Below are 19,083 nucleotides of genomic sequence, written 5' to 3'. Positions count from 1 at the left end.
GGCGACTCGTCAGGGACCCTCGCTCCCAGGAACCGGACCGACACCGATGCTGCGCTCGCTCGCCATCACCGACTTCACGATCATCGATCGACTGGAACTGGACTTCGGCCCGGGCTTCGGCGCCATTACCGGCGAGACCGGTGCGGGCAAGTCGATCCTGATCGACGCCCTGGGGCTGCTGCTCGGCGACCGGGCCGATGCCGCCGTCGTCGCCGCCGGCGCGCGCCGCGCCGACCTGTCGGCACGCTTCGAGTTGCCCGACGGCCACCCGGCGCTCGACTGGTTGGTCGAACAGGCCCTGGACGAGGACGGCGAAGTATTGATCCGGCGCATGGTGCCGGCCGACGGCGCATCGCGCGCCTGGATCAACGGCCAGTCGGCGACCGTCGGGCAGCTGCGCGAGCTGGGCCAGCGACTGGTCGAGATCCACGGCCAGCACGAGCACCAGCGGCTGGCCGACCCGCATCACCAGCGCGCCTGGCTGGATCGCGGCGTCGATGCGGCGGTCCGAGGAGCCGTGGCCGACGCAGCCGCGCACCACCGCAAGGCCCGTACCGCACTGGCCGACCTCGACGCCGAGGCCGGCACCGATGCCGAGTTGCTGCGCTTCCAGCTCGAGGAACTCGACGCGCTCGACCTCGGCGACGACGAACTGCCGGCCCTGGAAGCCGAGCAACGGCGGCTGGCCTCGGTCGACGATCTTCAGCGGGCCTGCGGTCAGGCCCGGGATGCCTTGGAGGGTGACGGCGAGGACGGCGCGCTGACCGGCGCGGTGCGGGCGATCCGGTCGCTGGAACCGCTGGCCGACCGCGAACCCGGGTTCGGCGAAGTGCTGGAGATGCTCGGCACCGCGCGGGTCAATCTCGAGGAGTCGGTCCGCGCGCTGTCCCGGATGCACGACGACCTGGAAGCCGATCCGGAACGTCTCGATGCGGTGGATCGCCGGCTGGGCCGCGCGATGGAACTGGCCCGCAAGCACCGGACCGAGCCCGAAGCCCTGCCGGAGCTGCGTCGCCAGCTGCGCGCCCGCCTCGAGCGCATCGACGGCGCGGCCGAAGCGCGCGAAGCGGCCGAGCGCGCGCTTGCCCAGGCGCGTTCGGCGTGGCTGGCTGCAGCGCGCGCGCTCCACGACGACCGGCGCAAGGTCGCCGCGACCCTCATCGAGGCGGTCGGCGAGGCACTGGCCGCACTGGGCATGGACACCGCCCGGCTCGAATTCGAGCTCGCGTTCGATGAGGACGCCGAGGTCTCGCGACACGGCGCCGACGCCGTCGAGATCCTGTTCTCGGCCAACCCGGGGCAGCCGCCCCGCTCGCTGAAACGGGTCGCCTCCGGCGGCGAGCTGTCGCGCCTGAGCCTGGCCATGATCATCGCCGCGGCCGAGCCGGCGGCCGGGCTGGTGCGGATCTTCGACGAGATCGACGCCGGCGTCGGCGGCGAAACCGCGCACAAGGTCGGCGAGTTCCTGCACCGCGCCGGCGAAGGGGGCCAGGCGTTCTGCGTGACGCACCTGGCCCAGGTGGCTGCTCGCGCCGACCGTCAGTTCCGGGTGCTGAAGCGGGCCGAAGACGGCCGGACCCGGGTCACGGTGGAATCGCTGGATCGCGACGCGCGGATCGCCGAACTGGCGCGGATGCTCGGATCGACCACCGGCCGGACCAGTCGGCGGCATGCCGAAGCGCTACTGGCCGGCAACGCCGACTGAGCGGGTCGGTCCGGCGGCCGGTGAGCCCGGTCGCCGGCCATTCAAGCGGGGACACGACCCGGAATCGCAGGGCCTGCCGCCGGCAGCGACGGATCAGCCGTCCTTTTTCTGGACGTACAGCACCAGCGCATGGTCGATGATCTCGTAGCCGTGGGCGCTGGCGATCTCTTCCTGGCGCCGCTCGATCTCTTCGTCGAAGAACTCGATCACGTCCCCGGTATCCAGATCGACCATGTGGTCGTGGTGCTCGCCCTCGTCGAGCTCGTAGCTGGCCTGCGGCGCGCGCCCGGTGCCGTCGTCGAACATGTGCTTGCGGACCAGCCCGGCGGTCTCGAACTGGTTCAGCACGCGATACACCGTGGCCAGGCCGATGTCCTCGCCCTGGTCGATCAGCTGTCGATGCACGTCGTCTGCGGTCATGTGCTTCTGCGCCGCACCGTCCAGCAACTGCAGGATACGCAGCCTCGGCAGCGTCACCTTGAGGCCGGCCTTGCGGAGTTCACGGGTTTCTTGGGTCATGGGAAGCAGTCGCCGGTGGAACGGAATTCCATTGTATCATTCGGGGTCTTCCCGACGCGGTAATCCTCGCTCCCATGCTCCGACTCACCCTGCTCGCGCTCGCCCTTCTCGTGGCCGGCTGCAACCTGATCTACAAGCAGAACATCCCGCAGGGAAACGTGCTGGACGAAGACGACATGGAACAGCTCGAGGTCGGCCTGACCAAGCGCCAGGTCGAAGTGCTGCTCGGCACCCCGGCCGTGCGCAGCCCCTTCCACGAGGACCGCTGGGATTACATCAACTCGTTTGCCCGCGGCGGCCGCGACCCGGAGCGCCGCACGCTGACGGTGGTGTTCGAGGACGATCGCGTGGTGGACTTCTTCGGCAGTTACCTCGACGCCTCCGGAATCGCCGGGACCGACCCCGAAGATCTCGAGATCATCGATCCCGACGACAACCAGCCGGTCCTTCCGCGTCGCCCGCGGGAGATCGAAGACGACGAGCCGGTACCGACGCCCGACCCGCCGCGCTGAGCGGTGCGGCCGGGGTCTTACTCGCCGCGCCTCTGGCGCTCGGCGTTGATCCGCCGGATGGTCTTCGGGTCGAGCTTCAGCGGACGATAGATCTCCACCCGGTCGCCGTCGGCCAGCTCGCGGTCGGGCCGGCACAGTCGGCCGAAGACACCCAGATGATCATCGCGCGGTTCCAGCCCCGGAATGCGCTCGACCAGGCCCGACCGTTCGACCGCATCGGCCACCGTGCTGCCGGCCGGCAGGTCCAGTTCGACCATCCACTGCCGCTGCGGCCAGGCGGCTACCACCTCGACCCGGATGCGGTCAGCCCCCATACAGCGCGTCGGCCCGCCGGCAGAAGTCGTCGACCATGCGGTTGGCCACCACCACGAAACCGCGGTTGAACGCGGCGGCCAGCACGGGACTGTCGAAATCGAAACTCAGCAGCAGCTCGACCTTGCAGCCGATCCCGAGATCGGCGAACCGCCATTCGCCGCCGAAGCGCTGGAACGGTCCCTCGTCGAGGTGCATGGTCAACCGCTCGGCCGGCACCAGTTCGTTGCGGGTGCGGAAGCGCCGGGTCACGCCCGCGACACTGACTTCCAGCGAGGCCAGCTGGTGGGCCGGGTCCTGCTCGTGGACCTCGGCATCCTTGACCCAGCTCAGGAAACTCGGGTAGTGCTCGACATCACGGACCAGCTCGAACATCTGTCCGGGCGAATGCGCGACCAGGGCCGATCGGTTGACTTCAGGCATGGCCGGCATCATACCCAAACTGTCGCGATGCAAAGGACCACGCTGCCGGCCGTCGCGATTCGATAGACTGCCCGGCCCGACCCGCGGATTTTCCCGAACCCGAGACCCCGACCATGAGCTCCTCGTCTTCCACCATTGCGCTGAACAAGCGCGCGCGCTTCGAGTACCAGCTCGAGGAGCGGATCGAATGCGGCATCTCGCTGCTCGGGTGGGAGGTCAAGTCGCTGCGCGCCGGCAACGTCCAGTTCGGCGAAAGCCACGTGCTGCTGCGCAAGGGCCAGGCCTTTCTGTTCGGCTGCCTGATCCAGCCGCTGACCTCGGCCTCGACGCACGTCGACACCGACCCGATGCGCACCCGCCGCTTGCTGCTGCACAAGCGCGAGCTCGACCAGCTGATCGGCCAGGTCGAACGCAAGGGGTTCACGCTGATCCCGACGGCCATGTACTGGAAGAAGGGCAAGGTCAAGGTCGAGATCGCGCTGGCCAAGGGCAAGAAGCAGCACGACAAGCGCCGGGCCCAGAAGGAACGCGACTGGGAGCGGGAAAAGGGCCGAATCCTGAAAGCGCGCTGATCCGGCCTTCGCGTCGGTGTTTCAGCCGCCGCCCATGCAATCCCGGACTCGCTCGACCGGGCTTGCCTGTATAGTTGCAGCCATGGAACTTGTCCGGCTTTTGCCGGTCGTAGTTTCCGTACCACCGGGGGCGTACTGGCTTCGACGTGGATCGGACGTACCCTGGGGCATGCCGAGGAGGCAGCAATCCTCGTTAAACCCGGCTGCAAAAAGTTAGTTGCCAACGACGACAACTACGCACTGGCTGCCTAAAAACCAGCCTGCTCTCCCCCGTTTGAGCCTGCGCTTTCGACGGGAGATCACTTAGCAGGATCGCTTCAGGTCGAGTTTCGGGGCCTGGGGTCAAATCAAACCGCAACTGGTCGTGCCACACGCCCTGCCCCTCGGGCTGTGGCATGACGAGAAAGAATAGAGCGGGCTAAGCATGTAGAACCAGGATCAGATGGTTTGCGGACGCGGGTTCGACTCCCGCCGCCTCCACCAGATCCCCGGGAAAGGGTCGGCCTCCGTGCCGGCCCTTTCGTTTTTGGGCGAATCCATGCTCGGCGGGCGTCGAACCCGCTGTCTTTCACGCCGGGCCTGCGGCCCGCAGTCTTGCGCCTTCGGCGCTGCGACCTGGGCGTCGCTGCGCGACGATCGATTGCGTGTACACCCACACGCAAGGCCCCGCCGCCTCCACAACACCCTGCACGAGTCGCTGCGCGACGTCACATTCGCGAGTACACCGACTCGCAACGCCCCCGAAGAAACAGTCGGCCTCCGTGCCGGCCCTTTCGTTTTCCTGATTACGCATGAATCTCGGCCACGGTCGGGTAACGTCCCGGCGTCGGAGCGTCGCGGCAGGCGATAGGCGAGCCGTTGGATCGTCCGGTCGGATTCGAAGGACGGGTTTCCATCCCGAGCGAGATTCCAGCCCGACGCCGGACTGGCAGAAAGACCGCCTGTTGGAGGGCGCTTGCGCGCGAACGACTTCGGAAGCGGCCACCCTTCGCGCGCAAGCGCCCTCCAACAGGAGAAGCTGGGCAAAAAGTGCTTTCGAAGGATCCTTGCTTGCTGTTCTCGAGTCTCCTGCAAGCCTCCGGAGGGCTGTACTACCGGCTGAGAAACGTGCGTAATCAGGTTCCTTTCTGGGCGAATCCATGCTCGGCGGGCGTCGAACCCGCTTTCTCCGATTCCGGGCCCATGGCGCGCAGGCTCGGATCGGACCGACCTGGACGCCATGGCCGGTCGGAGGCGAACGATTCAGGGATCAGGACGCCACCGAGTTCGGCGTCAGGCGCTGGAGGATGCGGCCGACGCACCCGGTGGGTGGTCGGCCGCAGGTCCCACAGCGTCGCGGTGGCGCCGTTATCGATTGACCGCGTAGCGAACGGCCATCGAGCTCCAGGAAAGCGCAGGCAGCGAGCTTCGCTGTCCGATCCGCCCATGATCCGTCGGTCGCGCGAGGCCGGTATCGAAGTAGAACGGCAGCACCAGTTCGGACGCAACGGCCCGGCCGTCGACGCGGGCCGGTGTGTAGCTCCAGTCCCGGGCCGCTCGCAGGGCCAGGCGCTCGTAGCGCCGGACCAGCCCCTGCGAACTCAGCGGATGATCGCCGACGCTCACGTCGACCGGCGTGCCGCCGGCGTCCAGTGACACACGAACCGGCAACCGCCAGAGACCGTACTCCGGCGCCCAGTCCGGTCGGGGTCGTTGCTCGACCGGCATGCCGGGATACGCGACGAGACGGGGATTCGAGAACGTTCCTGGAAACGACGGCGGGGCCGGGTCGATCACTGCGGCCGGCGTGAAGTCGACCTTTTCGGAACGTCCGTCGGCCGCCGGCGCCCGGTCCTGGGCGAAGGTGGACGATGCGGCCAGCGTCGCAAGCAAGGACGCGGCGAAGACAACGGGCCGGATGGTGAGATGTGGTTTCATGGTCATGCTCCTCGTATGAATGATCGCCGGCGTGCCGGCGCTCATGTAGGCGCTGCGCGAATCCGGGCCCGCGCCTGCGGCCCCGCAATCGCTGCCCTGCCTGTCGTTCGCGTTGCGAAGAAGGTCTTCACCGCCGGCCGGACTCGGCCGCGCAGGACGGTGGAGCTCAGCGATCGATGTATCGACTGACCGAACCGATGCTCGGCGGTCCCGGTCGGAACCGCGGCGTCGCAATCGCCTCGTACGAAATCGGCCTGATGTTGTAGCGGTTGGTATCGAAATAGAACGGCAGCAGGACTTCGGAGACCACGGGCTCTTCGTCGATCCGCGCCGGGGCGAAGCGCCAGTCGCGCACCGCCTCCATCGCAAGCGCGTGATAGCGCTCGACCAGTCCCGGATCGTCGATGCTGGAGTCATCGACAGCGATCTCCACCGGACTCCCGCGCTCGTCCAGTGTCACCCGCAGCAGCAAGACCCAGAGCCGACCGACCGGGGACCCGTCCTTGCCAGGCAGCTCGTCGTTCGGCATGCCCGGGTAGCTCAGCAGGCGGGGCCGGTACATCGACCGCGGAAACTCCGGCGGGGTCGTCTGGATGAGCCGGGCGTGTTCGACCGCTACCGACTCGGCCTCCGGCACGCCCGATTCGGCCCCGCCAAGGTCGGCGACGCGGTCCGCGGACGGTTCCGGAATGTCGGCCATCGGCGCGACCGGTGACGAGGGCTCCGGTTCGGGCAGCGGCGGCGGGCGCGTGGACACGGCGTAGCTCGGCATCGGCGCGGTTCGCGGCGCAACGATCCGGTCCCGGCCCGGCGTCGGCATTGCCGGCTCGGCGGCTGCCACGTTCATCCGGAGTTCGGGCAACGTCGCCATCCGGTAGTACCGCTGCGGCTCCTGCTGGCTCCAGGTCGCGACGGCCACGGCCGATCCGGCCAGCAGCACCATGGCCGTGCCGGCGATCAGCCGCAGACGGCCCACGGGCTGCGCGCAGATCATCCGGATTCGCGTCTTCAGCGGGTGGCCGGTTCGCCACGTGCACCCGACGGGCAGCGCCAGAGAACCCGACCGGGTGGCCAGCATCGCCTCGGCGTAGGCGCGCCGGTGCGAAGGGTGTGCACGCAGCACCGCGGCATCACAGGCCAGCTCCTGGTCGGTCCGGAAGCGCGGCCAGCCCAGGTGGACCAGCGGGTTGAACCAGAACACGCAGCGCAGGACGCAGGCGAGCAGCGTGAACTGCACATCACCGCGACGCAGGTGGCAACGCTCATGGGCGACGATCAGGTCCTGCTGTCGCCGCGTGTAGCGCTGCTCGAAGTCGGCGGGCAGCACGATACGTGGCCGAAGCGCACCGATCAGCAGCGGCCCGGTGTCGGGCTGCTCGCTGAGAAACGTGCCGTCCTGCCGCCGAGTCAATCGACCCAGGGATCGCAGCAAGCGCATTTGCCGGACGACCAGCACGGCGGTCATCAGCAGCGCACCCAGCAGCCAGGTGACCGCGATCGACACCTGCGGCAGCGGGCCGGCAAGCGGATCCGGCCTCGCCGCCGCGGGCGCTGTGTCGTTCATGTCGATGGTCGGAACGGCGCGCCCGATCCGATCTCGCACGGCAGGCAGGAACGGTGCGGCGGCGGAACCCGCTGCGGGTACCGTCGGAGCAACGGCCGGATCGATCGTCTGCACCGGCGCCGGCAGCAGCACCGCGACCAGCGCGACCGGGACCAGGGTCCACAGAAGCAGCGCGTTGCCCGCGCCGAACCATCGCAGCCAGACGCGACGGAGCATCATCACGGTCAGCAAGGTGGCCGACAGGAACAGCGTGGCGTCGAGCAGGAACTCCACCAGTTCATTCGCCATCGTCCAGCTCCCGGATCAGGCGGCGCAGCTCGTCGAGATCCGACTTCGACAACGCCTTCTGCTCACTGAAATGCGCGACCAGCGGCGCGACGCGGCCATCGAACAGGCGATCGATCAGCGAACGGCTCTGTTCGGCCACGTAGTCCTCGCGCTCGAGCACCGGCCGGTAGCGGAACCGTCTGCCTTCACGCTCGGCGCGGATCGCACCCTTGTTCAGCAGGCGGTTCAGCAGTGCCTTGACCGTGCCCGGCTGCCAGTCGGTTCGCTCGGCGACGGCCTCGCGGAGTTCCTCGGCCGTCGCCTCCCCCCTCTGCCAGAGCACCTGCATCAGGATGCTTTCGGCTTCGCTGATCGATTTCATGGCTTCGTTCCCGCGGATCACGTGTTGATTACATTTGTAAGCGATTCTAGGTTTACACGCGTAATCAGCATTGTCAAGCCCCGTTCCGGCGCAATCTGCGTGACGACCCCACGGCTTCGATCGGATCGGCCGACCGGACGATGGATCGCGGCCCGTATTGAACCTGCGCCCCCCCGCCCCGATCCAAGGACCAGTCTTCCTTCCAGGCACTGCCCCCATGACCGACACCCGCGACCGCGACACCGCCCTGCTGACCATTGCCCTGTTCGCCGCCTTCGCCGACGGCGCCAAGCACGAGCACGAACGCGAGGAGATCCGGACCATTGCCGAAACGCTGGCCGGGCCGGACGCGCCGGATCTGCGTTCGCTGTACCAGGACGTGCTGCTGAAGCGCGCCACCCTGGCCGATGCGGTCGCGAAGCTCGCCGATCCGGGCGAGAAGCACCTGGCCTACGAAATGGCGGTCGGGGTCTGCGACGCCGACGGGCGGATGACCAATGAGGAGCGCGCCTTCCTCGACGAACTCAAGGGCCTGCTCGAACTGGCCGGCACCGAGACCGACGACATCGAGCACGAGGCCGAGCAGATGGTCGAGGCCACCGAGGCGGCGGTCCCGGCCACCCTGCCCGTCTCGGCGGCCAGGAACGACATGCCGACCGTGGCGGCCCGGACCGTCGACGAGGCCGCGCTCGACAAGTCGATCCTGAACTATTCGATCCTCAACGGCGCGCTGGAAATCCTGCCGCAGTCGTGGGCCTCGATGGCGATCATTCCGCTGCAGATCAAGATGGTCTACGGCATCGGCAGGGAATACGGCGTGGAGCTCGACCGCGGCCACATCAAGGAGTTCCTGGCCACGCTGGGTGTGGGCATGACCTCGCAGTACGTCGAGCAGTTCGGCCGCAAGTTGATCGGCGGGCTGTTCCGGAAAGCCGCCGGACGCGGCGCCGGCCGGCTGGGTCGCACGGCCACCGGCATGGCGTTCTCGTTCGCCACCACCTACGCGCTGGGCCAGGTCGCCAGGCGCTACTACGCCGGTGGCCGCCAGATGAGTACCGAGCTGCTGAAGCAGACCTACGCGGAGGTCCTCGGCTCGGCCAGGCAGATGCAGGGCGAATACATCCCTCAGATCGAGCAGAAGGCGCAGACCCTGGACATGGGCCAGGTGATGGGGATGGTCAAGGGCGGCCAGCCGGTCTGAGCGGCTCCGGGACGCCGTCGGTCGGTCAGGCCGCGGCGCGGGCCAGGCGGTCGCGGATCGCCTGCCAGTCCGGCCCATCCGGCACCGCCTCGACCAGGATGCAGGCCGGCCCGGCGGCATCGGCACGGCGCATCGCGGCATACAGTTCGCGGGCGTAGTCCGCCGGCGCGTCGGGGAGCTGCTGCCAGGCCACCCGGACGTCGCGCTCCGGTGCCGGGCGCCGCGAGAGCACGGCAACGCTGCCCGTCTCCATGGCCCGCGCAATCGCGCCCGCCAACGCGTCGACCGCGACCACCGCCAGCGAAGCGCGCGGCGCGTAGTGCGACGGCAGCCGACCGGAGGCCTTCGGTCCCTCGCCCTCGCCGGCCTGGTCCAGCGGGTGGCCCAGCACGGTCTCCAGATCGGCCAGCGGGATCATGCCCGGGCGAAGCAGGCGCGGTCGCTCGCCGCTCAGGTCCACGATCGTCGATTCCAGCCCGACGGTGCACGGTCCACCGTCGATGACCGCCTTCACCTCGTCGCCGAACTCGTCGAGCACGTGATCGGCCGTGGTCGGGCTGACGTGGCCGAAGCGGTTGGCCGACGGGGCGGCCAGTGCACCGCCGAAGCGCTGCAGCAGCGCAGCCGCGACCGGATGGGCCGGCACCCGGAGACCGACGGTCTGCTGGCCGCCGGTGATCACGTCGTCGACCTGCGGACCCCGCTTCAGCACCAGCGTCAGCGGACCCGGCCAGAACGCCGCGGCCAGTCGCCGGGCGGCTTCGGGAACCTCGCCGGCCCAGCCGTCGAGTGCTGCGGCGTCGGGCAGGTGGACGATCACCGGGTGGTCGGGCGGACGCCCCTTGGCGGCGAAGATGCGGCGGACCGCGTCCGGGTTCGAGGCATCCGCGCCGAGCCCGTAGACGGTCTCCGTCGGCAGCGCGACCAGGCGGCCTTCGCGCAGCCAGCCGGCCGCGCGCTCCAGGTCGACGGCGCCCACGCCCAGCCGGATCATCAGAATTTCTCGGGCCTGAGCACTTCGACCTCACCGAGCAGCACGATCATCGCGTAGTCGTCGTAGTAGCGCTGCTGGACGTGCGCGGCGATCTTGCGCGCGGTCTCTTCGGCGCAGACCACGTCGAGGCGGATGTTGCCGCTGGCTTCCCAACCGCCCTCGCGCACGCCGCGATGACCCTTGCCGCGCGCATCGACGATGGTGTAGCCCTGTGCGCCGAGCTTCTCCAGGTCGCGGGTCAGCGCGGTCTCGAGCACGCTCTCGGTGATGATGGTCAGCAGTCGGCGCGTGGCGCCTGGATTCGTGTTCATCGGCGTCACCCGGCCCCATGGGCCCATTCGGCGAATTTCCAGTACAGCGGGATCCCGACCAGCACGTTGAACGGGAAGGTGATCCCCAGCGAGGCGGTCAGCGACAGGGTCGGGTTGGCCTGCGGCACCGAGATGCGCATCGCGGCCGGCACGGCAATGTACGACGCGCTGGCGGCCAGCACCGCGAACAGCATCGTTCCGCCGGTGCTCATGCCCATCAGCATCCCGAGGCCGGTGCCGATGCTGCCGAACAAGATCGGGACCAGGGTCCCGAACGGCAGCAGAAACAGGCCATGGCGCTTCAGACTCGAGGCCTGCGCGGCGGCAATCAGGCCCATCTCGAGCAGGAACACCGCCAGAATGCCCTTGAACAGGTCGAAGAACAGCGGGCCGATCGGTTCGACGCCTTCGGGTCCGGCGATCCAGCCGATCAGCAGGCCGCCGAGCAGCAGCACCACGCCCTTGCCGAGAAACACTTCGTGGCCGATGCTCGTCCAGTCCATCTTCGCGCTGAAGCCGCGCGCCAGCACGATGCCGACCAGGATCGCCGGCATCTCCAGCACCACCAGCAGCAGCGGCAGGTGCGCTTCGTAGTCGATCTCGCGGGTGGCCAGCCAGGCCACGGCCACGGCGAAGGTGCCGACGCTGACCGAACCGTAGTGCGCGGCGATCGAGGCCGCGTCGGGCCGCTTGAACCGCCCGACGTGGCGCAGCACCGGGTAGATCAGCAGCGGCAGCACGATGCCCATCACGATCGCGACCAGCACATCGGGCAGCACCGACAAGAACGGCTGTTCGGCCAGCTCGACCCCGCCCTTCAGACCGATCGACAGCAGCAGCAGCATCGAGACGAAGTCATAGATCGCCGACGGCAGTCGCAGCTCGGCCCGAAGCAGGCCGGCGGCCAGGCCGAACAGGAAGAACAGCAGGATCGGGTCCATCGGATCGTCAGTCCGCGAGCCGCCAGCCGATCTGCGCGCCGGCGCGCAGCGGCACGATCGTCGCGTCGAGGTAGGGCAGCTCGTCGGCCACCGTCCAGGCCGACTTCTCGAGCGTGATGGTGTCGGTATTGCGCGGCAGGCGGTAGAAGTCGGGACCGTGGAAACTGGCGAAGGCTTCGAGTCGGTCCAGCGCGCCGGCGGCCTCGAAGACCTCGGCGTAGAGCTCGATCGCGACCGGCGCGCTGAACACCCCGGCGCAGCCGCAGTCGCTTTCCTTGTCGCCCTTGGCGTGCGGTGCCGAATCGGTGCCGAGGAAGAACTTCGGATTGCCCGACGTGGCTGCCTCGACCAGCGCACGGCGGTGCTGCTCGCGCTTGATCAGCGGCAGGCAGTAGTGGTGTGGCCGAAGGCCGCCGTCGAACATCGCGTTGCGGTTCAACAGCAGGTGGTGGACGGTGAAGGTCGCGGCCACCCGGTCGTGGGCCTCGCGAACGAAGTCGACGGCATCCGACGTGGTCACGTGCTCGAGCACCGTGCGCAGCTCGGGCAGGTCGCGGACCAGCCGAGCCAGGTGGCGCTCGATGAACACGGCCTCGCGGTCGAACACGTCGATCTCGCCGTCGGTCACTTCGCCGTGCAGCAGCAGCGGCAGGTCGACGTCCTGCATCGCCTCGAGCGCCGGCATCGCATGCTTCAGGTCGGTCACGCCACTGTCGGAATTCGTCGTCGCCCCGGCCGGGTAGTACTTGACCGCGTGGACGAACCCGCTCTCGGCCGCCCGGCGGATCTCGTCCGGGGTGGTGTTGTCGGTCAGGTACAGCGTCATCAGCGGCTCGAAGGCGGCATCGGCCGGCATCGCGGCCAGGATGCGATCTCGATACTGCCTGGCGCGCTCCACGGTGGTCACCGGGGGCTTGAGGTTCGGCATCACGATGGCGCGGGCGAAGCAGCGCCCGGTCGCGCCGAGCACATCGCGCAGCGCGTTGCCGTCGCGCACGTGCAGGTGCCAGTCGTCGGGTCGGGTCAGGACGAGTCGATCGGTGGTCATGCGGGCTCCCGCTCGTGGTCAGGCCGATCCGGTCATTCTACCGGCGCCTGCGGTCGGGCGGCCTCCGCTTGAATCACCGCCGGCCCGCAATCGTCGCGGACGGCCACCGCGAAGCCGGGCACCCCCCGGCGCAGCACGGGCATTCGATCGAAGCGGGCCCGGATTTCCGGTTAGCATGCAGCCATGACGCTTTCGATCCTCGCCGTGCTGTGCGGGCTGGTGCTGCTGCTGTGGAGCGCCGAGCGTTTCGTCGTTTCGGCCTCGACGCTGGCGGCGCGGCTGGGCATGCCGCCGCTGCTGATCGGCATGATCGTCGTCGGCTTCGGCACCTCGGCGCCGGAAATGACCGTTTCGGTGCTGGCATCGCTCGGCGGCAACCCCGGTATCGCGCTCGGCAACGCCTACGGCTCGAACATCACGAACTTCGCGCTGATCCTCGGCATCACCGCGGTAATCGCGCCGGTCGCGGTCCAGTCCCAGGCGGTCAAACGGGAGCTGCCGTTGCTGCTCGGACTGACCGTGGTGGCCGGCTACCAGTTGCTCGATGGCGAGGTCTCGCGGCTGGATGCCGTCGTCCTGCTCGTCCTGTTCGCCGGCCTGCTGTTGTGGAGCCTTCTCGAAGCGCACCGCCGCCCGGCCGACCCGCTCGGCGACGATGTGGCGGCCGAACTCCGGCAGCGACCCGATGCGCCGATCGGACGCAGCGTGGTCGGCCTGGTCGTCGGGCTGGCGGTGCTGATCATCAGTTCTCGGCTGCTGGTCTGGGGCGCGGTGGACATCGCCCGGACCTTCGGCGTCAGCGACCTGGTGATCGGACTGACGGTGATCGCCATCGGCACGTCGCTGCCGGAACTGGCCTCGTCGGTGGTCGCCGCGCGTCGCGGCGAGCATGACCTGGCCTTCGGCAACCTGGTCGGTTCGAACCTGTTCAACACCCTGGTCGTCATCGGCCTGGCCGGCCTCGCCCGGCCACTGCCGGTGTCCGAGACCCTGCTGCAGCGCGATGTCCCGGTAATGACCGGTCTGACGGTGCTGGTGCTGCTCTACGGCTTCAACCTGCGCGGTCGGCGCCGGATCAATCGAATCGAAGGACTTTCGCTGATCGTGATCTTCGTCGCCTACACCAGCTGGCTGCTCATCGGCTCGACACCGCCGGCATCTTCATGACGCAACCACCAGCCAGTGCCACAGCGGCACGGTGGCGGCCGAGAACAGCACGCCCCAGGCCACCAGTGCCGAGGCCAGCGGCGGTGCCAGCCGGGCACTGGAGGCCAGCGCCGCGGCGGTGATCATCGGCGGCATCGCCGACTCCAGCACGATCACCTCGCGGATCGGTGAGTCGGTCCCGAACAGCTGCGCCAGGCCCAGCGCGGCGGCCGGCAGCACCAGCAGCTTGCCGACCAGGCCCAGCACCAGCGGCAGCCGGTACTCGGGGACCAGCTTGAGCTTCAACTGCAGGCCCACGGCCAGCGTGACCAGCGGCAGAAGCATATCGGCCAGCCGCTCGGCCAGCGTCATCAGCCAGTCGGGAAACCAGGCGTTGCCGAGCAGCAGCGCGGCAACCAGCGCCAGGAACGGCGGGAACGCGAGAATCCGTCTGACGACGTCAGCAGGCTTCGGCGCCGGGCCATCGCCGTACCAGGCCAGCACGAACAGCACGTGCGTGCAGACGATCAGGAACGAGCCGAACTGGTCGTAGACCACCGCAAAGCGGACGTTCTCTTCACCGAGCAGCGCGCCGATCAGCGGAAAGCCGAGGAACGAGGTGTTGCCCAGCGGGATCAGCACCAGCAGTACGGCGGTGACCGGCCGCGACAGCCCGAACCACTTCGAGGCCCCGAGCACCAGTGCGACCGTCAGCCCCAGCAGCAGCCACGGCACCAGCACCAGCGGCAGCAGCGACCACGAGGCCTCGAGCGTCGGCACGTGGAGGAAGATCAGCGCCGGCAGGCAGACCACGATGACCACCCGGTTCAGGGTGTCGGCGGCGTTGTCGGGCAGCACCCGGCCGGCCGCGAACAGCCGGCCGAGCGCGATCAGCAGCAGGATGGTGCCGTAGGCGGCCATGCGGGCGGCTCAGCGTCGGCCGGTCACAGCCCTTCGAGCACGTCGACGCCTTCGGGCACTTCGAACACGAACTCGCCTTCGGCAATCGTCGGATTGCGCTCGATGTTCTCCAGCGTCAGTCGGGTCGACTGGCCGAACGGGTCGAACAGGTCCAGCGCATACGGCACGCCGTCGACGAAGGTCAGCCGGGCCATCTCGATGCCGGCTTCGTCGGACAGCGGCTCGAACCGCAGTACGTTCGGCTGATCGGACCGCAGCACGCGGTAGAAGGTCTCGAGCAGGTCGGGCCGGGTCAGGACCAGCATCGGCGAGTCTTCCGGCGCCGGCTGCGGCCGGACCGTGACCTGCTCCAGCGCCTCGTCGTAGTGCCAGAGCTGCTCGCCGTCGGCGATCAGCACCTGCGGGAACGGTTCGAGGTAGTCCCAGCGGATCTTCTCCGGCGCCTCGAAGGCCATCCGCCCCGCGCTCTGCTCGACCACCTCGTCGCGGCCGTCGACCGTGATCTGGGTGAACTCGGCGGTCAGGCTGGTCAGGTCATCGGCGAAGGCATCGAGCAGCGCCCGTGCGTCGGCCTGCTGCGCCGGCGCGGGCAGCGCGACGAACAGGACGGAGAGCACCGGGATCAGGAAATGGAGTTTCACAGCGGGAATCCACCGGTTCGAAGTGGCCCCGATTATGACCGCCCTGCCCTGAACGGTGGCTGAAACCTGACGATCTACGATCCGGCGCCGGCGATCCGGCGCCTGTTGGAGGGCGCTTGCGCGCGAACCGGCCGTACCACCCTTCGCCCGCAAGCGGCCTCCAACAGACCTTCGATCCGGCGCCGGCGATCCGTCGCCTGTTGGAGGGCGCTTGCGCGCGAACCGGCCGAGCCACCCTTCGCCCGCAAGCGGCCTCCAACAGACCTTCGATCCGGGCCCGGCGATCCGTCGCCTGTTGGAGCGCGCTTGCTCGCGAACCGGCCGTACCACCCTTCGCCCGCAAGCGGCCTCCAACAGACCTTCGATCAACTGCGCCGCCCACTTCGCCTGTTGGAGGGAGCTTGCTCGCGAACCGGCCGGGCCTCCTTTCGCCCGCAAGCGGCCTCCAACAGACCTTCGATCCGGCGCCGGCGCTGATTCGCCTGTTGGAGGGCGCTTGCGCGCGAACCGGCCGGGCCACCCTTCGCCCGCAAGCGGCCTCCAACAGACCTTCGATCGATTGCGCCGCCCACTTCGCCTGTTGGAGGGAGCTTGCTCGCGAACCGGTCGGGCCACCCTTCGCCCGCAAGCGGCCTCCAACAGACCTTCGATCGACTGCGCCGCCCACTTCGCCTGTTGGAGGGCGCTTGCGCGCGAACCGGCCGGGCCTCCCTTCGCCCGCAAGCGGCCTCCAACAGACCTTCGATCCGGCGCCGGTGCTGATTCGCCTGTTGGAGGGCGCTTGCGCGCGAACCGGCCGGGCCTCCCTTCGCCCGCAAGCGGCCTCCAACAGACCTTCGATCCGGCGCCGGTGCTGATTCGCCTGTTGGAGGGCGCTTGCGCGCGAACCGGCCGGGCCACCCTTCGCCCGCAAGCGGCCTCCAACAGACCTTCGATTCGGGCCCGGCGATCCGTCGCCTGTTGGAGGGAGCTTGCTCGCGAACCGATCCGACCCCCCTTCGCCCGCAAGCGGCCTCCAACAGACCTCCGATCGACTGCGCCGCCCACTTCGCCTGTTGGAGGGAGCTTGCTCGCGAACCGGCCGGGCCACCCTTCGCCCGCAAGCGGCCTCCAACAGACCTTCGATCCGGGCCCGGCGATCCGGCGCCTGTTGGAGGGCGCTTGCGCGCGAAGAGGGTTCCGAGCACCGCCGGGCGCCGGTCACGGGCCGCGCAGCAGCCCCAGCGTCAATCCCGCGGTGGAGGAGCGGGTGCCAGGACCTCCCGCTGCCCGTTGTGCTCCGGCGGGCTGACGATCCCGGTCGCTTCCATTTCCTCGATCAGCCGCGCGGCGCGGTTGTAGCCGATCCGCAGCTGGCGCTGGACGCCGGAGATCGACGCCCGGCGGCTTTCGAGCACGTAGGCCACGGCCTTGTCGTAGAGCTCGTCGGTCTCGTCGCCGGACGCGGCCTCCGGCAGGCCGGTCTCGCCGATGGTCTGGCCGTCGGCGGTGGTCTGGGTGTCGGACAGGACCTCTTCGAGGTAGTCCGGTGCGCCCTGGGCCTGCAGCCATTCGACCACCTGGTGGACTTCGTGGTCGTCGACGAAGGCCCCGTGGATGCGCTCCGGCAACCCGCTGCCCGGCGGCAGGTAGAGCATGTCGCCGTGGCCGAGCAGGTTTTCGGCGCCCTGCTGGTCGAGGATGGTCCGCGAATCGACCCGCGAGGAGACCTGGAAGGCCATCCGGGTCGGGATGTTGGCCTTGATCAGGCCGGTGATCACGTCGACCGAGGGGCGCTGGGTGGCCAGGATCAGGTGGATGCCCGACGCGCGGGCCTTCTGCGCCAGGCGGGCGATGAGCTCTTCGACCTTCTTGCCGACGATCATCATCATGTCGGCGAACTCGTCGACGATGACGACGATGAACGGCAGCTTGCTCAGGCTCGGCCTGTCCTCGCCCGCGGCCAGCGTGCTCGGGTCGACGAGCGGATCGGGAATCGGCTCGCCCTTGTCCTCGGCCTCGGCGATCTTCTTGTTGTAGCCGGCCAGGTTCCGCACGCCGAGCTGCGACATCAGCCGATAGCGGCGCTCCATTTCGGCCACGCACCATCGCAAGGCATTGGCCGCTTCCTTCATGTCGGTGACGACCGGCGCGAGCAGGTGCGGAATGCCCTCGTAGACCGACAGCTCCAGCATCTTCGGGTCGACCATGATCATCCGGACCTGGTCCGGCGTGGCCTTGTAGATCAGGCTCAGGATCATCGAGTTGACGGCCACCGACTTGCCCGACCCGGTGGTGCCGGCGACCAGCAGGTGCGGCATCCGGGCGATGTCGGCCACCATCGGCTTGCCGGAAATGCTCTTGCCCAGCCCGAGCGTCAGCGCCGAGCCCGACTTCTCGTAGGGTTCCGAGGCCAGGATCTCGCGCAGGAACACGATCTCGCGCTTGCTGTTCGGGATCTCCAGGCCGATCACGCTCTTGCCGGGGATCACGTCGACCACGCGCACCGAGATCACGCTCAGGCCGCGGGCCAGGTCCTTGGCCAGGTTGGCGATCTGGGCGCCCTTCACGCCCGGCGCCGGCTGCAGTTCGAACCGGGTGATCACCGGGCCGGGATGGACCGCGACGACCTCGACCTCGATGCCGAAATCGGCCAGCTTCAGTTCGACCTGCCGACTCATCGCCTTCAGCGTATCGGTGGAATAGCCCGGCTCCTGTTTCGGCGGTTCGTCGAGCAGGTCGAGCGGCGGCAGGCTGCCGGCCGGCAGGTTCTTGAACAGCGACCGCTGGGCCAGCCTGGCCTTGGTCTTCTCGGCCGGCTGGGTCTCGACCCGCGGCTCGATGCGGACCTCCGGGCGCTTCTTGCGCTTGACCGTGTCGCGCTTGCGCACCTCTTCGCGCTCGGCGCGGGCGCGCCGCCCGGCCATCCAGTCGCGCGCCTCGCCGGCCTTGTCGATCGCCCAGGCGACCGCTGCGATCGCGAAGGTCCCGGTGCGGTCGATCACGGTAATCCAGGACAGCCCGGTAAACAGCGTGATCCCGGCGAGCAGGATGGTGAAATTGATCAGCGCCGCGCCGGTAAAGCCCATCGCCGCGACCATCGGCTCGGCCAGCAGGCTGCCGACGATGCCGCCGGTATGCTCCAGCGAACCGCGCGGCTGCATCTCGAACAGGATGCAGCCCGACAGCAGGATCAGGACCAGGCCGCCGAGCCGCACGCTCCACTCCGGCCAGCCGACCGGCTCGCTGCGCTCGCTGAGCAACCGGAACGCCGCCGCGCCCATCAGGAACGGCAGCAGCCAGGCCATGTAGCCCATGACGACCAGGAAGAAGTCGGAAATCCAGGCACCGAACCGGCCGCCGAGGTTGCTGACCACCTCGCCGCCGGATCGCGAGAAGCCGGGATCGCGCGCGTCGTGGGTCATCAGGGTCAGCAACAGGTAGGCCGAAACGACGAGCACCAGCAGGAACAGCGCCTCGAACAGGCGCCGCTCGAGCGCGGCCCGCTCGGTGGATTCGGCACCGGAACCGCGCCGGGCGGCACGGCGAGGAGACGAGCTTGCTTTACGGGGACTTCGGGCCAAGCGAGAATTCCTTGCAGGATTCGCGTCTAACGCATAGTTTCAGAAAAGGAAATTGCTGTCCACGGTCCGTGCCGGCGACGGTTCGACCACGATCCGAGGGCACGGACGCACGCCGAACTGCCGGACGTTGCGGTAGTCTCTGCG

The 19,083-nt window shown here is 68.7% G+C and carries 18 protein-coding genes and 1 other RNA gene; 6 read left to right on the top strand and 13 right to left on the bottom strand.

Annotated elements, in window-relative coordinates:
- The first annotated feature begins 46 nt into the window (after positions 1 to 46).
- Entirely contained in the window at positions 47 to 1,705 is a 1,659-nt protein-coding gene (gene recN, locus HFP89_RS06510) for a DNA repair protein RecN (RefSeq protein ID WP_168716839.1), read from the top strand.
- 93 nt (positions 1,706 to 1,798) lie between these two features.
- Here recN and fur read toward each other — a convergent pair whose 3' ends face one another.
- Positions 1,799 to 2,224 (bottom strand): ferric iron uptake transcriptional regulator, encoded by a 426-nt coding sequence (gene fur, locus HFP89_RS06505; RefSeq protein WP_168716838.1) that lies wholly within the window; start codon positions 2,222 to 2,224, stop codon positions 1,799 to 1,801.
- Positions 2,225 to 2,298: 74 nt separating this feature from the next.
- Between fur and HFP89_RS06500 the strand changes: the two genes are divergently transcribed.
- Entirely contained in the window at positions 2,299 to 2,736 is a 438-nt protein-coding gene (locus HFP89_RS06500; protein ID WP_168716837.1) for an outer membrane protein assembly factor BamE, read from the top strand.
- A gap of 17 nt (positions 2,737 to 2,753) precedes the next feature.
- Here the strand turns inward: HFP89_RS06500 and HFP89_RS06495 are convergent, their stop codons facing one another.
- Both HFP89_RS06495 and HFP89_RS06490 read right to left on the bottom strand, forming a co-directional pair.
- Positions 2,754 to 3,050 (bottom strand): RnfH family protein, encoded by a 297-nt coding sequence (locus HFP89_RS06495; protein ID WP_168716836.1) that lies wholly within the window; start codon positions 3,048 to 3,050, stop codon positions 2,754 to 2,756.
- Positions 3,040 to 3,471 (bottom strand): type II toxin-antitoxin system RatA family toxin, encoded by a 432-nt coding sequence (locus HFP89_RS06490; RefSeq protein ID WP_168716835.1) that lies wholly within the window; start codon positions 3,469 to 3,471, stop codon positions 3,040 to 3,042. The genes HFP89_RS06495 and HFP89_RS06490 overlap by 11 nt, the downstream gene beginning before the upstream one ends.
- 113 nt (positions 3,472 to 3,584) lie before the next feature.
- Between HFP89_RS06490 and smpB the strand changes: the two genes are divergently transcribed.
- Complete coding sequence (gene smpB, locus HFP89_RS06485; protein ID WP_168716834.1) at positions 3,585 to 4,043, top strand: SsrA-binding protein SmpB; 459 nt, start codon at positions 3,585 to 3,587, stop codon at positions 4,041 to 4,043.
- A 126-nt stretch (positions 4,044 to 4,169) separates the two neighbouring features.
- Positions 4,170 to 4,526, top strand: a transfer-messenger RNA (tmRNA) gene (gene ssrA, locus HFP89_RS06480).
- Positions 4,527 to 5,390: 864 nt separating this feature from the next.
- Here ssrA and HFP89_RS06475 read toward each other — a convergent pair.
- The 3 genes from HFP89_RS06475 to HFP89_RS06465 form a co-directional block, all read right to left on the bottom strand.
- Positions 5,391 to 5,960, bottom strand: a complete 570-nt coding sequence (locus HFP89_RS06475; RefSeq protein WP_168716833.1) for a hypothetical protein — start codon at positions 5,958 to 5,960, stop codon at positions 5,391 to 5,393.
- 166 nt (positions 5,961 to 6,126) lie between these two features.
- A complete protein-coding gene (locus tag HFP89_RS06470) occupies positions 6,127 to 7,812 on the bottom strand; it encodes a M56 family metallopeptidase (protein ID WP_168716832.1) in 1,686 nt (561 codons plus the stop codon).
- Complete coding sequence (locus tag HFP89_RS06465) at positions 7,802 to 8,173, bottom strand: BlaI/MecI/CopY family transcriptional regulator (RefSeq protein ID WP_168716831.1); 372 nt, start codon at positions 8,171 to 8,173, stop codon at positions 7,802 to 7,804. Before HFP89_RS06465 ends, HFP89_RS06470 begins: the two co-directional genes overlap by 11 nt.
- A 217-nt stretch (positions 8,174 to 8,390) precedes the next feature.
- Between HFP89_RS06465 and HFP89_RS06460 the strand changes: the two genes are divergently transcribed.
- A complete protein-coding gene (locus HFP89_RS06460) occupies positions 8,391 to 9,374 on the top strand; it encodes a DUF533 domain-containing protein (protein ID WP_168716830.1) in 984 nt (327 codons plus the stop codon).
- A gap of 25 nt (positions 9,375 to 9,399) precedes the next feature.
- Here the strand turns inward: HFP89_RS06460 and HFP89_RS06455 are convergent, their stop codons facing one another.
- The 4 genes from HFP89_RS06455 to pyrC are packed head-to-tail and all read right to left on the bottom strand — an operon-like array spanning position 9,400 to position 12,668.
- A complete protein-coding gene (locus tag HFP89_RS06455; protein WP_168716829.1) occupies positions 9,400 to 10,368 on the bottom strand; it encodes an L-threonylcarbamoyladenylate synthase in 969 nt (322 codons plus the stop codon).
- Positions 10,368 to 10,679 carry a transcriptional regulator gene (locus HFP89_RS06450; RefSeq protein ID WP_168716828.1) on the bottom strand — a complete coding sequence of 104 codons (312 nt, stop codon included), beginning with the start codon at positions 10,677 to 10,679 and terminating at the stop codon, positions 10,368 to 10,370. Before HFP89_RS06450 ends, HFP89_RS06455 begins: the two co-directional genes overlap by 1 nt.
- Before the next feature lie 5 nt (positions 10,680 to 10,684).
- Positions 10,685 to 11,620 carry a sodium-dependent bicarbonate transport family permease gene (locus tag HFP89_RS06445; protein WP_168716827.1) on the bottom strand — a complete coding sequence of 312 codons (936 nt, stop codon included), beginning with the start codon at positions 11,618 to 11,620 and terminating at the stop codon, positions 10,685 to 10,687.
- 7 nt (positions 11,621 to 11,627) lie between these two features.
- Complete coding sequence (pyrC, locus tag HFP89_RS06440; RefSeq protein ID WP_168716826.1) at positions 11,628 to 12,668, bottom strand: dihydroorotase; 1,041 nt, start codon at positions 12,666 to 12,668, stop codon at positions 11,628 to 11,630.
- A gap of 183 nt (positions 12,669 to 12,851) precedes the next feature.
- Here pyrC and HFP89_RS06435 point away from each other — a divergent pair, with 183 nt between their 5' ends.
- Positions 12,852 to 13,835, top strand: a complete 984-nt coding sequence (locus tag HFP89_RS06435) for a calcium/sodium antiporter (RefSeq protein ID WP_168716825.1) — start codon at positions 12,852 to 12,854, stop codon at positions 13,833 to 13,835.
- Here HFP89_RS06435 and HFP89_RS06430 read toward each other — a convergent pair.
- The 3 genes from HFP89_RS06430 to HFP89_RS06420 all read right to left on the bottom strand — a co-directional run bounded on the left by HFP89_RS06430 (position 13,830) and on the right by HFP89_RS06420 (position 18,939).
- Positions 13,830 to 14,735 carry an AEC family transporter gene (locus tag HFP89_RS06430; RefSeq protein WP_168716824.1) on the bottom strand — a complete coding sequence of 302 codons (906 nt, stop codon included), beginning with the start codon at positions 14,733 to 14,735 and terminating at the stop codon, positions 13,830 to 13,832. The genes HFP89_RS06435 and HFP89_RS06430 overlap by 6 nt on opposite strands.
- Positions 14,736 to 14,758: 23 nt before the next feature.
- Positions 14,759 to 15,376 carry an outer membrane lipoprotein chaperone LolA gene (gene lolA, locus HFP89_RS06425; RefSeq protein WP_168716823.1) on the bottom strand — a complete coding sequence of 206 codons (618 nt, stop codon included), beginning with the start codon at positions 15,374 to 15,376 and terminating at the stop codon, positions 14,759 to 14,761.
- Positions 15,377 to 16,602: 1,226 nt separating this feature from the next.
- Complete coding sequence (locus HFP89_RS06420) at positions 16,603 to 18,939, bottom strand: DNA translocase FtsK (RefSeq protein WP_168716822.1); 2,337 nt, start codon at positions 18,937 to 18,939, stop codon at positions 16,603 to 16,605.
- Positions 18,940 to 19,083: the final 144 nt, after the last annotated feature.

Origin of the sequence: Wenzhouxiangella sp. XN79A, from assembly GCF_012272825.1 — a bacterium.
Taxonomy (GTDB): Bacteria; Pseudomonadota; Gammaproteobacteria; order Xanthomonadales; family Wenzhouxiangellaceae.
The sequence above is the reverse complement of the archived record's forward strand: the minus strand, read 5'-3'. Positions and strand labels throughout refer to the sequence as shown.

Bases quoted from the DNA above. Each gene is read 5' to 3' on its own strand.
- HFP89_RS06455 (WP_168716829.1), bottom strand. From the start codon at position 10,368: ATGATCCGGCTGGGCGTGGGCGCCGTCGACCTGGAGCGCGCGGCCGGC.
- HFP89_RS06435 (WP_168716825.1), top strand. From the start codon at position 12,852: ATGACGCTTTCGATCCTCGCCGTGCTGTGCGGGCTGGTGCTGCTGCTG.
- recN (WP_168716839.1), top strand. From the start codon at position 47: ATGCTGCGCTCGCTCGCCATCACCGACTTCACGATCATCGATCGACTG.
- pyrC (WP_168716826.1), bottom strand. From the start codon at position 12,668: ATGACCACCGATCGACTCGTCCTGACCCGACCCGACGACTGGCACCTG.
- HFP89_RS06465 (WP_168716831.1), bottom strand. From the start codon at position 8,173: ATGAAATCGATCAGCGAAGCCGAAAGCATCCTGATGCAGGTGCTCTGG.
- smpB (WP_168716834.1), top strand. From the start codon at position 3,585: ATGAGCTCCTCGTCTTCCACCATTGCGCTGAACAAGCGCGCGCGCTTC.
- HFP89_RS06470 (WP_168716832.1), bottom strand. From the start codon at position 7,812: ATGGCGAATGAACTGGTGGAGTTCCTGCTCGACGCCACGCTGTTCCTG.
- HFP89_RS06450 (WP_168716828.1), bottom strand. From the start codon at position 10,679: ATGAACACGAATCCAGGCGCCACGCGCCGACTGCTGACCATCATCACC.
- HFP89_RS06490 (WP_168716835.1), bottom strand. From the start codon at position 3,471: ATGCCTGAAGTCAACCGATCGGCCCTGGTCGCGCATTCGCCCGGACAG.
- HFP89_RS06495 (WP_168716836.1), bottom strand. From the start codon at position 3,050: ATGGGGGCTGACCGCATCCGGGTCGAGGTGGTAGCCGCCTGGCCGCAG.
- HFP89_RS06430 (WP_168716824.1), bottom strand. From the start codon at position 14,735: ATGGCCGCCTACGGCACCATCCTGCTGCTGATCGCGCTCGGCCGGCTG.
- HFP89_RS06475 (WP_168716833.1), bottom strand. From the start codon at position 5,960: ATGAAACCACATCTCACCATCCGGCCCGTTGTCTTCGCCGCGTCCTTG.
- HFP89_RS06460 (WP_168716830.1), top strand. From the start codon at position 8,391: ATGACCGACACCCGCGACCGCGACACCGCCCTGCTGACCATTGCCCTG.
- fur (WP_168716838.1), bottom strand. From the start codon at position 2,224: ATGACCCAAGAAACCCGTGAACTCCGCAAGGCCGGCCTCAAGGTGACG.
- HFP89_RS06500 (WP_168716837.1), top strand. From the start codon at position 2,299: ATGCTCCGACTCACCCTGCTCGCGCTCGCCCTTCTCGTGGCCGGCTGC.
- HFP89_RS06445 (WP_168716827.1), bottom strand. From the start codon at position 11,620: ATGGACCCGATCCTGCTGTTCTTCCTGTTCGGCCTGGCCGCCGGCCTG.